This window comes from Xanthomonas sp. WHRI 10204 (genome assembly GCF_040202875.1).
Lineage (GTDB): Bacteria > Pseudomonadota > Gammaproteobacteria > Xanthomonadales > Xanthomonadaceae > Xanthomonas.
Map to the genome: position 1 here is coordinate 2,325,519 of NZ_JBEGDW010000001.1, position 12,675 is coordinate 2,338,193.

At 61.5% G+C, this 12,675-nt stretch carries 12 protein-coding genes; 6 read left to right on the top strand and 6 right to left on the bottom strand.

Annotated elements, in window-relative coordinates; genetic code table 11:
- Positions 1-50 precede the first annotated feature (50 nt).
- The 6 genes from ABQZ00_RS10160 to ABQZ00_RS10185 all read right to left on the bottom strand — a co-directional run bounded on the left by ABQZ00_RS10160 (position 51) and on the right by ABQZ00_RS10185 (position 7,642).
- On the bottom strand, positions 51-467 hold the full coding sequence (locus ABQZ00_RS10160; RefSeq protein ID WP_323539323.1) for a SymE family type I addiction module toxin: 417 nt from the start codon (positions 465-467) through the stop codon (positions 51-53).
- Positions 468-1,359: 892 nt separating this feature from the next.
- Positions 1,360-2,106: an HNH endonuclease gene (locus ABQZ00_RS10165; RefSeq protein ID WP_323539322.1), complete on the bottom strand. Its 747-nt coding sequence runs from the start codon at positions 2,104-2,106 to the stop codon at positions 1,360-1,362.
- Entirely contained in the window at positions 2,106-3,275 is a 1,170-nt protein-coding gene (locus ABQZ00_RS10170) for an AAA family ATPase (RefSeq protein WP_323539321.1), read from the bottom strand. Before ABQZ00_RS10170 ends, ABQZ00_RS10165 begins: the two co-directional genes overlap by 1 nt.
- A 365-nt stretch (positions 3,276-3,640) precedes the next feature.
- Complete coding sequence (locus tag ABQZ00_RS10175; RefSeq protein WP_349777719.1) at positions 3,641-3,955, bottom strand: hypothetical protein; 315 nt, start codon at positions 3,953-3,955, stop codon at positions 3,641-3,643.
- Between the two features lie 158 nt (positions 3,956-4,113).
- Positions 4,114-7,269: a TonB-dependent receptor gene (locus ABQZ00_RS10180; RefSeq protein ID WP_323539320.1), complete on the bottom strand. Its 3,156-nt coding sequence runs from the start codon at positions 7,267-7,269 to the stop codon at positions 4,114-4,116.
- Positions 7,270-7,402: 133 nt separating this feature from the next.
- Positions 7,403-7,642: a hypothetical protein gene (locus ABQZ00_RS10185; protein WP_323539624.1), complete on the bottom strand. Its 240-nt coding sequence runs from the start codon at positions 7,640-7,642 to the stop codon at positions 7,403-7,405.
- Positions 7,643-8,089: 447 nt separating this feature from the next.
- Here ABQZ00_RS10185 and ABQZ00_RS10190 point away from each other — a divergent pair, with 447 nt between their 5' ends.
- The 6 genes from ABQZ00_RS10190 (at position 8,090) to ABQZ00_RS10215 (ending at position 12,660) form a co-directional block, all read left to right on the top strand.
- Complete coding sequence (locus ABQZ00_RS10190; protein WP_115512904.1) at positions 8,090-8,830, top strand: flagellar motor protein; 741 nt, start codon at positions 8,090-8,092, stop codon at positions 8,828-8,830.
- An 8-nt stretch (positions 8,831-8,838) separates the two neighbouring features.
- Positions 8,839-9,813 carry a flagellar motor protein MotD gene (motD, locus tag ABQZ00_RS10195; protein WP_055846606.1) on the top strand — a complete coding sequence of 325 codons (975 nt, stop codon included), beginning with the start codon at positions 8,839-8,841 and terminating at the stop codon, positions 9,811-9,813.
- A gap of 1 nt (position 9,814) precedes the next feature.
- Positions 9,815-10,597, top strand: coding sequence for a ParA family protein (locus tag ABQZ00_RS10200; protein ID WP_115527716.1), 783 nt, complete (start codon positions 9,815-9,817; stop codon positions 10,595-10,597).
- Entirely contained in the window at positions 10,594-11,892 is a 1,299-nt protein-coding gene (locus ABQZ00_RS10205; RefSeq protein WP_323539319.1) for a chemotaxis protein CheW, read from the top strand. The genes ABQZ00_RS10200 and ABQZ00_RS10205 overlap by 4 nt, the downstream gene beginning before the upstream one ends.
- A 97-nt stretch (positions 11,893-11,989) precedes the next feature.
- Positions 11,990-12,298, top strand: a complete 309-nt coding sequence (locus tag ABQZ00_RS10210; RefSeq protein ID WP_055846598.1) for an STAS domain-containing protein — start codon at positions 11,990-11,992, stop codon at positions 12,296-12,298.
- The gene (locus ABQZ00_RS10215) at positions 12,295-12,660 is read left to right on the top strand and encodes a response regulator (protein ID WP_002806565.1); all 366 of its coding nucleotides are present in this window, start codon (positions 12,295-12,297) and stop codon (positions 12,658-12,660) included. Before ABQZ00_RS10210 ends, ABQZ00_RS10215 begins: the two co-directional genes overlap by 4 nt.
- The last annotated feature ends 15 nt before the right edge of the window (positions 12,661-12,675 follow it).

Sequence of the window (12,675 nt, forward strand, 5' to 3'; positions counted from 1 at the left end):
AGTGGCATGCGGCACTGAGGTCAATCGCAAGGGGGCTGGCAACCGCACCATCATCGCCGCACGCTTTGCGCCTTGGCGGGCACCTCCACTGGCGGCAACACCTCCATCAACAGCTGCCCCGCGCTGGCGGTGATGCGCAGCTTGGTGCCGATGGCAAAGCCCAGTTGTTCCAGCCATAGGCCACTGAGGCGCACATGGGGTACGTGCTGGTCGCCGCCGTGATTGTGGGCGCCGGGGTAATGGGTGTAGCTGACGGTGCATTGGCGCGGGCGGCGGGCGCGGCGGGGTGCGCCCAGCGTGCCGGAGCCTTGCGGGGAGGCGTCCGGGTCGGGCGGCAGCATCGGTGGAAGCTTGGTGCGGTCGGGTTCCACAACGACCCACTGCACCCGCTTGGACGGCGCAGGGCGCGCACGCGTGCGGGTGGGCCGTACGCTGGCAGATGCCGTGGGTGGGCGGCGGCGTGTCATGGCGCCTCCGGGTGGTGGTTGGTGGATGCGGCGACACGCTGCTGCAACGCCACGGCCCTGCGTGCGAACGGGCGGAACGAGGTGTGCGGTAACACAGCGAGCTGGCGACTCAGCGGATGCGCGGGATCGTCGCTCGCCTGCTCAACAGCTGCGCGTGCGACGAGCCGGCGCAGCACCTCGCCCACACCCCATCGCAGGCGGTGAGCGGAAGCTGGCAACAGACCAACCAGCACAGATGCCGGTATGGATAGTGCGGTAGACATGGCAACGCCCTCCTGGAACAACCCAAGAACCGCCGCCAATGGCGACGGGATGTCGGGAGGTTCGAAACCGCACGTAGCCGGCGGGCATATTCCCCTTGCGGGTGTTGTATTAGCCGCCCTCCCGACGCAGGCATTGCGTCGGCTTGTACCTGCAGGATGCAGGCACAAAAAACCCACCGGTTTGACGGAGGTGGGTACCGCTACGTGGGGAGTTTCGACGCTCCTTGGGCCTAGATTGCAAGTACGCGGTCTGGCGTGTCAATACACGCTGGCGGGTCTCGCGCGGCTCTGTGTGCCGCTGGCGAAGTTCCATAAGGGCCACGCAAGCCGAGCGCCGTCGCCTGATAAGTGCACCTGACCCCATCACGGCAGGCAAGACGATCCTGGTTGCCTGATCTAACGACAACGGCCGCGTACTGCGGCCGTTGTCGTTTCACTACCAGCATCGCTGCCGATCTACGCCGCTACGCACGCAGGCTGGGCGCGATGGTTTGGCGACGGCCAGGCTGCCGTGGAACTGAACCTGGAACCGTTATCTGGAAGTGAACATGGAACTGTTATTTCCAGACCGGCTGTCGCCGAACCGTCGAAAGAAGTGAGGCTGGAACCGCCATTTCAAAAAAAGGTTATCAAGCTAACGATAGAGCACGAGCGCTGCGGTCAGAAGCGTCGAGCTGAGCATCCCAATCTCCCCAAACCATAATCGAATTCTGCAAAATCTCGTAATGAGAGCTACGAATCAACACCGTTGACAAAACTGCGCTAAAGGGCTGATCCGACGCACATTGATCCATCAGAACCTTGAGCCTGCGAACAAGCGCACGGCGCTGCCTAGTGGGTGCACCCGTGACTATCGCTAGGTGCTCTTGACATAGCTCCTCCAACTTATCTTTGAAAGTCTCACCAATCGCGTAGCGCATGACCCCTAGTCTATGTATGTCATTAAGACCCACTTCAATCACAGTGTTTTCACCCTCTTTAGTAATTCCAACAGGCCGATAAGCCAGATCCAAATGGATATGCTTTTGAGGATTCATCAAACATGGATCGACCATCATTTGCCCTGGCGCCGCAGTGTCCCAAGAGCCTTTCGACCCATTACACCTTTTACATGCCGGCAGCAAATTGTCCCAGTCTAATACTTTGTCAGGATGGTGCTTCTTTGCAAAAAAATGCTCGACCTCAAGATACGCAGCCCCCTCCCCAAGCCTCAACTCACAATATGCGCACTTGCTGCTAGACATATCCAACAGGGCCGATTTAATACTTGAAACATCCCAAACAGAATGCCCATCAGCCTTAAACCTATCAACCCCCTCCTGAATGAATTTCGTCGTCAAAATAGCTGGAGCCGCAGCCCTTGCAATAGGAATCATCAGATCGCCTCGATCCCTATAATCTGACGGACGACACTTGAAGGGTGAAGTGCACGCAATACTTCAGATTTTGCGGCCTCTATTTTTATGTAATCTCTCCTTGTTACAGCATTCTCGTAACGCTCCATTATTTTCACGAAAGCTAGCGGACGGGGATCCTCCATTCCCATAACGTCTCTCAGTATTTCCTCGACCGTCCAACCAATAAGGCCAAACTCGGGGTCCACTCCCTTCAGCTGAGTAGGCCGCCCCCCCTCCCTCGGCAGAATAATTAGTTCTTCTAATTTCGCACACTGAACCATATGCGGGCTATGTGTAGTTACTATAATTTGCGCTCTCGGATACGAGGCTTTGAGCGCGTAAAGCATGGGACCATGCCAGGTCGGATGTAGATGAAGGTCAAGCTCGTCAACCAGGATAATTCCATCAAATTTATTGGCAGAAACACCTAACTTCCGAAACTCAATTTCTTTTAAAATACCAAGAATTAGTGCGTAAGACGTCCTGAATCCAGCAGACATATATTCAAACGGAATTAACCCAGAACGGGTCTTAAGCATAATATCAAAAGTAGAACTGTCGACATGACTGAGTTCAACCGTTGGATCAAGCAAAGAAAAGAAGGTCTTGGCTACCTCAAAATTTTCTAGTTGGTACTCGGGCCAGTATTCCCCATGAGGCCGCATTAAATAACGATTACTAAACCATTGTTTAATGTCATGCACCACAATTCCGTTTACAGCCTGGAGTTGGTAGCCATTATTATCTCTATCTGGATCTCGCATGACCCCAGCGAGCTGCCCATAACCGAGATCTCTAGAACTTTTTACATATATAACTTTCTCAGTATTAGTATTATTGTATCCAAAGGGACTCACACTTTCATCCGGATTGAAATTCCTCACTTCACCGCCGCGATGAAGATCTTCGCCATTGGCGGATACAGTATACTGAATACGACCCAGCTCACTTCCGGCGCGACGTTTAATCACATTAAATGAATAGTGCGCAACAAAGATTGACCCAACGGCATCCAAAACAGTAGTTTTCCCTACGCCATTGGGTCCACAAATAAGACTCAATTGCTGCGAGAAATTTATTTCCATATGCTTGAAACCGCCAATATCGGTTAGTTCCAACCGGCGGATTCTAAGGGGTTTGTCATCCATCTTCTTGGCCGAAAGAAAAATTTAAAATACTGAATACGTGATCACCAGTCAAGTGGCCTCTCAGCAGCTGACCAGCTGCGTCTACAAGTTTAATATCTAACAAATGCAGTATTCGTTTCGGTCATGCACAGACGGATGTTGGCCTACATAAGCGCTATGCACATCATGACTGCAATCTCGCAATATAACTTTCCGCCACCTCGATCAAGCATGCTTCAGAGGAGTTTAAGATGTCAGCATCAGGCAACTTTGCTGTTTTGTTCGACGGACAACGCCCCGGCGACGAACGCGTGTGCTGACGCAAGATAGGAATAGTAGCTGGCGCGGCTAATCTTACGCCCGAGCTCGCTAAGCGAGCGAGCCGATCAACCTCGCTCAAGCTGACCATGCAGTATTCTGTGCGAAACACGCGCCTCCTTCCAGCGGCCGCTCTGCTCCATAAGTTGCACAATGGACTCCAGACGCATGGCGTTAGTGGCGAGCAACGCTGCCCCCGTAACCATGTCGATGCGTTCGGTACCTGTAGCAGTGATACGCAGGACTTGGTTGCCCGTAACCGCTAATGCCCAGCCGGAAATATCGGTTCCAGGTTCACTTCTTTCAGCGAGCTCTGAGTCAAGCGCAGCATCGCCGACCAGCTCGATTGAGGAAGGTTGCGAGACAGCGCCATAGCTAGCCACTGCGACAGTGCAGGCATCCGCAGCGACAAGCTCCTGCGGTGAACGACCGCGCGCACACGACAGTGTCGTCTTGCACGACGAACACTACAGCCAGGCCGGTCGCCAAACCATCGCGCCCATACCGCCGCTTGGCAGGCATGGGCGCGACACGTTGGCGCCTAGAACTTGTAGGTCAGCCCCAAGTACGCCAGCCGGCCTGCGTATCCGCCGCTGTAGAAGCGGGCTCGGGTGTCCTCGCCCAGGTGCGAGCGCGACTCCTGCTTGGTCAGGTTCAGCACCGAGGCGGTGAGGCTGAGCGCCGGGGTGATGTTGTAGGCCGCGTTCACATCGATCTGGTAGTACGGCTCCTCAAAGACGTTCAACCCGTTGACCAGGCCTTGCACCAGTTCGCCACGACGGTTGTACGAGGCGCGCAGCAGCAGGCTGTCGGCTTCGTAGAACACGGTGAGGTTGGTCTGGTTCCTCGCGCTGCCCGGCATCGAAGTCTTGCCGGCCTCGGTGCCGTCTTCCAGCCGCACCGCTGCCTTGCTGGCATCGTTGTAGGTGTAGTTGACCTGTACGCCGAGACCGAACGGCAGCGTGTGCTGCGCGTAGAGCTCCACACCTTGCGAGACCGCGTCCTGGCCGCCGGCCTGGGTGCTGTAGTTCTGTACGGTGACCGGTTGCCCGTCGACCATCATGTTGACGTCGCTGATCACGTCGACCGCGAAGTTCTCCACGTTCTTGCGGAACAGCCCCACACCCGCCACCGAACCCGGGTGGAAATACCATTCCAGCCCCAGGTCGAACTGGTTGGCCTTGTACGGCTCCAGGTTCTTGTTGCTGCCCGAGCCGTACCAGCCCTGCTCGCTGGCACCGCCGGTCAGGCGCCGGTCGGCCACGTACTCGGGGCTGTAGAACTCCAGGCTGCCAGGCGCGGCGATGTCGTTGTAGCTGGGACGTGCGATCACCTTCGCGGCTGCCGCGCGCAGTAGCAGATTTTCGGTCAGGTCGTAGGCCAGGTTGAAACTCGGCAGCACGTCGGTGTAGTTGCGATCCAGCCCGCTGACCACGAACGACTCGGTGCGCTGCACGCTGTCGGACAAACGCCAGTAGCCTTCGGTCCCGCAATAGGTGTCGGCCGGGGCGCCGCTGGGCATGGCGGCGCCCTGCTGGCAGGCCAGCGGACTGCCGTCGGCGCCGTCGAAGAAATAGTCGTTGTAGGCGGTCACCTTGTCGGTGGAATCGGCACGCTGGCCGGTGCGCGCTACCCGCACGCCGACGTTGCCACGCAGCCGCTCGGTGTGGAAGTTGAGCTGCAGGTAGGTGGAATAGATCTCTTCGTCGACGTTGTAGACGAAGTTGTCTTCGCTGCGGGTCTGCATCGCGCCGTAGGTTTGGTTCAAGTAGCCGATGTAGCCCGGGAAGTTGATCGCCGGGAACGCGCTGGCGTTGACGCCACCGGCCAGATTGTCCTGCGCGAACAGCAGGCCCGGCGAGAACTGCGTGGCGATGGCATTGCAGCGCCCGTTCCAGTAGCGGTTGTCGTAGTCGCCCGGATCGGTGCCCGGGCACACCCAGTAGTTGTTGCCGGTACTGCGGTGAATGCCGCCGTCGCGACGCTTGAGGCCGAACTGCAGCGAGTCGAAGACCTCGCCGTCGAAATGCCAGGTGGTATCGATCTGCGCGTACTGCTGTTGATTGGTATTGCGGGTCCAGGACGAGCCGGTCGAGCCCAGGTCGACCTGCAGGATGCCGTTGCGCAGGTTTTGCATCAGCTCCGGCGAGAAGGTCATGGACGGCGTGCCGGTCAGGTCCCAGGCGCTGGCGAAGTTACCGTTGGTCCAGCTGCCGTCGGCGTTCTGCAGGCGCGGCTTGATCGGCAAGGAAAACTGCAGCTCCGGCCCGCCCTTGGCCCAGGTGCGGCCGGCCTTGAACGACACGTCCACCTGCTCGCCACGCCATTCGCCGCCCAGGTCCACCGTCTGCGACTGCGATTTCTCGATGTTGTAGCTGCCGGTGATCTGCGGCGTCGGCACCGTGCAGTCATCCGAGCCCCAGCCGCCCGGCGGCAGGCCGGCCGCGGCGGCCTGGGCCTCGCTGCAATAGTAGGTCTTGCCCGGACGCAGGCTGTAGGCGGCGCCAGTGACAATCGTGCCGCTGGGATCGAACTGCAGCCCGTCGAGCAGACGGCCGCCGCGCCAGTTGCCGTCGCCGTTAAAGCGGGCAATGTTCCACTCGGGGATCTTGATGGTATTGGTCTGCGAGTTCTGCGACAGGTCGAAGCGGAAATAGTTCGCGGTCAGGGTCAGGTCGTCGGTTGGCTTGAACTGCAAGGTCAGCTGCCCACCCTTGCGCTCGCGCTCCTCGCGTTTGGCATCCAGGCTGACCGCCGTCGGCATCATGAAACCGGTGGAGTAATTGCTGTTCTGGTCCCAGAAACCGGTGCCGCCCCACCAGTTGGCGTTGAAGTCCGACGGATTTCCGTTCACATCCACCGCCGGGCCAACTTCGTCGCGGCCGTACCACTGCCAGCTCTCGGTACTGGCATTGAGCGTGCGTGCGGTGCGCTTCTGCTGCGTGTAGCCAACGAAGACACCGAAGCGGTTGTCCTTGTCGTGCCACGAGTACGAACCAGAGAACTGGCCGTCGGTCTTCTTGCTGGTATCGGACCAGGTGCCCTCGGCGGAAACGAAGCCGGAATGTGGTTCCAGTTCCAGCGGGCGCCGCGTCTGCAGGATCACCGTGCCGCCGATGCCGCCTTCGTCGATGCGTGCTTCCGGGGTCTTGTACAGCTCTGCGCTGCCCAGCAGGTTCGACGGCAGCAGCGTGTAGTTGAACGAGCGCGTCGGGTCGCCGTTGGACTCGGCGGTGGCGATGTAGTTGCCGTTCAATTCGGTCAGCACCAGCTCCGAGGACAGACCACGCACGCTGACGTTCTTGCCTTCGCCGCCGTCGCGGCTGATGACCGCGCCCGGCACGCGCTGCAGCGCATCGGCCACGTTCTTGTCGGGGAACTTGCCCACGTCCTCGGCGGTGATCACATCGACCACGGCGTTGGCGTTGCGCTTCTGCTCCAGGCTTTTTTCGATCGCGTAGCGGTAGCCGGTCACCGTCACAGCGTCCAGGTCCGTGGCCTGCACCTCGGCCTGGCCCGCGGGCGCCGGCGTGCCGTCGGCCTGCTGGGCGGAGACGGTGGCGGAGGCGGCGCTCGCGAACAAGGCGATGGCGATACCGGCGGACAAGGTGCTGCGGTTGCGTGCGAATGGCATGCAGTTCATTTCGATCATGTTCTCCCAATAGTGATCGGCTTCGGCGGCTTTGTATCGATCCAACGATCGGACAAGAACACCGCGCGAGTGACGCAAAAATATCCGGCGCCGTTGCGGCGACCCGGTTTCCCCTCCTCTTCTCTCCCCTTCTGCGCGGATGCGATTAGATCGTTCTAATGCGACGGAAAGCTAAGTATCACAGCCCATGCGCCAGCGCATTCTGCCGCGCAGCAGGCCGCGGCGTTGCAAGCGCCACGATGCGCGGTCGGGCTCGCCACGCTTGCATGCAGCACGGCACGGCACAGCCTGCTTGCCGCAGCAGCTTCATCGCGGCCCGCAACACGCCCTCGCCCGAAACCAGGCGCACGCGGTTTACCGAAGCGCCTGCACGCTCCCCATCACTGCAACCGAGCTCAGCAAAAAGCAGGCTCGACATGCGTGTTGGCACGCTCCAGGACATCGCCACCACACGCCGCCTGGCTGCCGTCGCCGTCGCACAGATGTGCCGCGACGGCGACTCACACAGGATGTCTGTGGAGCTAGAAGAGACGATTCCCAGCCGCGCTGGCGCCCGCACCGAAGCCTACAATCGACAGTCGGCGCCTGGACGTACCCTCACTCACCCCAACCCCTCTCCCGCAGGAGAGGGGCTTGAGTGTCGCGTCGGTCGTGTCTTCCATGTCCGCCTCGGTAACGCAAGGGCTGACCTGAGGCGCCACTGAGTTCAGCGAGACCCTTTACGGCCGAGGAACCGGTCCCCGGCCGCGCTACCGCTCTCAGCGCAGTTGGCAATTCGAAGACCCATACCCCAGAACGACAAGTTTCTGGCGCGCCAACCGGCCACATCTATCAAGTCCGCCGCGCCTGGGCCGATACCGCTTCCATGGACAGACTGAGCATTATCGGACTGGTGCTGGCGATCGTGGCGATCGTTGGCGGCAGCGTGTTGAAAGGCGCCGGCATTTCGTCGCTGTGGTCGCCGGCTGCCTTCCTCATCGTGATCGTGGGCACCGTGGCGGCGATCCTGCTGCACACCTCCCCGGCGGTTTTCCGGCGCGCGTTCAAGATCCTGCGCTGGGTGATCCAGCCGCCGTCCAGCGATCGGCCGCAGCTGCTGGCGCGTATCGTGGAATGGAGCAACATCGCGCGTCGTCAGGGCCTGCTGGGCCTGGAAGATCAGCTGCCGCGCCAGAGCGATGCTTTCCTGCGCAAGGGCCTGCAGATGCTGGTCGACGGCGTGGAGCCGGAATCCATGCGGCATATGCTGGAAATCGAAGTCGATAACCAGGAGCGTCAGGATCTTGCCGCGGCCAAGGTATTCGAGGGCATGGGCATCTATGCGCCCACGCTGGGCATCATCGGCGCGGTACTCGGCCTGATGGCGGTGATGAAGAATCTGGCCGACCCGGCCATGCTCGGCCACGGCATCGCGGCGGCGTTTACCGCCACCATTTACGGCATTGCCTCGGCCAATCTGCTGTTTCTGCCGGTGGCGGCCAAGCTCAAGAGCGTGATCCATTGCAGCACCAACGAGCGCGAAATGGCGATCGAAGGGCTGATTGCGATCGCTCAGGGCGAGAACCCGCGCAACATCGAGTCGAAATTGGCAGGCTACTTGCATTAGAGCTTGCTATGGCCCGTCGTCGCAAACACCACGAAGAACATGGCAACCACGAAGCGTGGGCGATTCCGTACGCCGACCTGATGACCTTGCTGCTCGCATTTTTTGTGGTGATGTACGCCATCTCCTCGCTCAACGAGGGCAAATACAAGGTCATGGCGCAGGCGCTGACCAGCGCGTTCGGCGGCTCGTCCACCAACGCCAGCCCGGTGCAACTGGGCAAGACCCAGAGCCTGGGCGCCGACTACGACCGCCCGTCGGTGATCAAGGCCGGCGCGCCGATGGCTGCCTCCAACGGCCCCACCGACCCCACCCTGCTGCCGTCGATGGCTGCGCAGATGCGCATGCCGGTGTCGCTGCGCAATCAGACCCAGCTGGCGCGTGCACAGCGGCAGATGGATGCGGTTGCCGAACAGCTGAGCAAGACGCTGTCGCCGCTGATCGACAAGAAACTCATCACCATCCGCCGCAACGATCTGTGGATCGAAGTGGAGATCAACAGCGACATCCTGTTCGGTACCGGCTCGGCCACCCTGGCCGGCGGCGCCCGCGGAACGCTGTCCACGTTGGCGTCGGTGCTGCGCGATGCGCCAAACGGCGTGCGCGTGGAGGGCTATACCGACAACCAGCCCATCGCCACCCTGCAGTTCCCCTCCAATTGGGAGCTGTCGGCGGCGCGTGCGGCCAGCGTGGTGCACCTGTTTGCCGACGATGGCATCGCCCCGCAACGATTGGCGATGGTGGGCTATGGAGAATTCCGCGCACGTGCCGATAACACAACCGAGGCGGGACGGAATGCGAACCGGCGTGTGGTGTTGATCATCCTCGCTGACTCAGCTGGCTCACTCGCACCCGATCCGCCATCGCAGTTGCACGCGACCGCCGCCGGGGCGCCAAAGCTTCCCAAGTCAGACGGCGGCCAAACGGCCGTCACCACCGAAAGCGGCACAAGTTCCGTCCCCGCCGTAATTGAAGGAGTGCAGTGAGATGCGTATCTGGGCAATCGCCAACCAAAAGGGCGGCGTAGGCAAGACCACCACGACGCTGGCGCTGGGTCGCGGCTTGGCCGCGCTCGGCCATCGGGTGTTGTTGATCGACCTCGACCCGCACTCCTCGCTCACCCGCGCGTTCGGCGTGGCGGTCGACCCGCCGCCGCGCGGGGTGCTGGATCTGTTCGGCACCCCGCCGAGCGATCTGGCCAGCCTGGCGCACGAAAGCAGCATCCCCGGCCTGTCGTATGTGTGCGCGCAAGCCGCACTGGCCACGCTGGAGCGCCGTAGCGCCAATCAACCCGGCCTGGGCCTGGCATTGCAGAACGCCATGACCCGCCACGCTGGTCAACACGATTACATCCTGCTCGACTGCCCGCCCACGCTCGGCCTGCTGATGATCAACGCGCTGGCCGCCTGCGACCGCGTGGTGGTGCCGACCCAGGCCGAGCCGCTCGCATTGCATGGCCTGGCCAGCATGGTGCGCACCGCCGACATGGTGCAGCGTTCGCGTCGCCGCGAGCTGCCGGTGTCGATCCTGCCGACCTTGTTCGACCGTCGCACCCGCGCCGGCAACGAAACGCTCAAAGAAATGCAGACCACCTACGGACCGGTGGTGTGGGAAGACGCCGTTCCGATGGACACCCGTATTTGCAACGCCGCCGCACTGACCGTCCCCGCCACCGGCGCCGATTATCAGGGCCGCGGCCTGTCCGCCTATCGCCGCGCGCTGGAATGGGTGCTGGCCGATGACGTGATGCGCATGGAGCAAGCCGCATGAGCAACCACACCGCCAACGGTGAGCTGGACGATTATCTGGAAGGCCTGCTGCACGATGCCGGTGTGGAGATGCCCACCGCCGTCGCGAGCACGCCTGCCGCTGCAACCCTGGCCGCTGCGCCCGCTGCCGCGCTTGCCACGATCGAAGAGACCGACGTCGCCGTCGCCGAAGCGCCGGTTGCCGTTGCCGCAACGCCTGAAGTCATTGCCGCCGATCTGCTGGCCGACCTGCGTTCGGACCCGGCACTCGGTGCGCCCGTGATTGCCGCACCGAGTGCTGCCGATATCGCCGCCGATTTCCTGGCCGAGATGGATGCCGACCCGGCGTTCGGACCGCCCGTGGTCGCCGCACCGAGCGCTGCCGATATCGCCGCCGATTTCCTGGCCGAGATGGACGCCGACCCGGCATTCGGACCGCCCGTGGTCGCCGCACCGAGCGCTGCCGACATCGCCGCCGACTTCCTGGCCGAGATGGATGCCGACCCGGCGTTCGGGCCGCCCGTGGTCGCCGCACCGAGTGCTGCCGACATCGCTGCCGATTTCCTGGCCGAGATGGATGCCGACCCGGCATTCGCCACGGCCGCGCCCAGCCCGTTCATGAGCACGGCCGATCTGATGGCCGAAATGGACGCCGATCCCGCCTTCGGGACCGCATCCTCTGCGGTGGACCTGCTGACTGCCGATCTGCTGGCAGAAATGGATGCCGACCCGGCGTTCGGGCTGGAAGCCGCACCGGTTTCGGTGCCAGCGCCGGCACCCCCACCGCGTGCAGCACCGCCCCGTGCCGCGCCCGCACCGGTGTATCCGCAAGGCCTGCAGGCATTGCTTGCGCCTGGCCAGGCCGACAAGATCCATGCAGAGCGCCGCGCCAGCGAACGCAGCACCCGCTGGCTACGCCTGCGCTGTGGCGAACAAACGTATGCGCTGGAATTGCTCAAGGTGCAGGAAGTGGTCTTGCCGGTGCCGCTGTTGCCGCTGCGCGGCACCGCCAGCGCCATGCTCGGCATCATGAATCTGCGTGGCCAGGTGGTGCCGGTGATCGATCTGGGGATCCATCTGGGCTCGTCGCCGGTGGACATGGACCTGCACACCCGCGTGGTGGTGCTGGAAGAAAACGGCGAAACCATGGGCCTGCGTGTGTCGGCCGTGGAAGACGTCACCAGCCTCACCGATCACCAGATCGAGCCGCCGGACAACGCACGCCTGTGCCGTATTTCCAACAACCTGTTCCGCGGTGTCGCCCGCCTGGGCCATCAACCGATGATCCTGCTCGATGCCACGCACCTGCTGCATTAACGCAGGGCTTGCACAATCTGGCGTGTCGCCGATTCACCGTTAAAGCTTTTCCGCCTTCCGCCGTTAGTACGCATAGAACCAGCCGTTCGGAGCAACAATGAGCACAGTGACATTGGGTGAGGATCTCGGCATCGAGACCAGCGCCGACCTCAAGCAGAAGCTTGCCGAATTCCTAACCCAGGGCGGCGACCTGGTGCTTGATGCCGGTGAAGTCCGCCGTATCCACACCGCCAGCGTGCAGTTGCTCTGCGCCTTTGTGCAAACCCGCCGCCAGGCCGGTCTGCACACCGAATTCGATGGCTGCAACGACACCTTTAGAGATGCGGCACGTCTGCTCGGCGTCACCGACGCACTGGGACTTTCCGCATCCAATGACAACCTGAAATCTGTGGAGAACGCCGCATGAGCGCACGTATCTTGGTGGTGGACGATTCGGCGTCAATGCGCCAGATGGTCTCTTTCGCCCTCACCTCCGCCGGCTTTGCCGTCGAAGAAGCCGAAGACGGCGCCGTTGCGCTGGGCCGCGCGAAGGGCCAGCGCTTCAATGCGGTGGTCACCGACGTGAACATGCCCAACATGGACGGCATCTCGCTGATTCGCGAGCTGCGCCAGCTGCCGGACTACAAGTTCACTCCGATGCTGATGCTCACCACCGAATCGGCGGCCGACAAGAAGTCCGAAGGCAAGGCCGCCGGTGCCACCGGTTGGCTGGTCAAGCCGTTCAATCCAGAACAGCTGATCGCCACCGTGCAGAAAGTTCTCGGTTAATCCTTACTCGCTTCA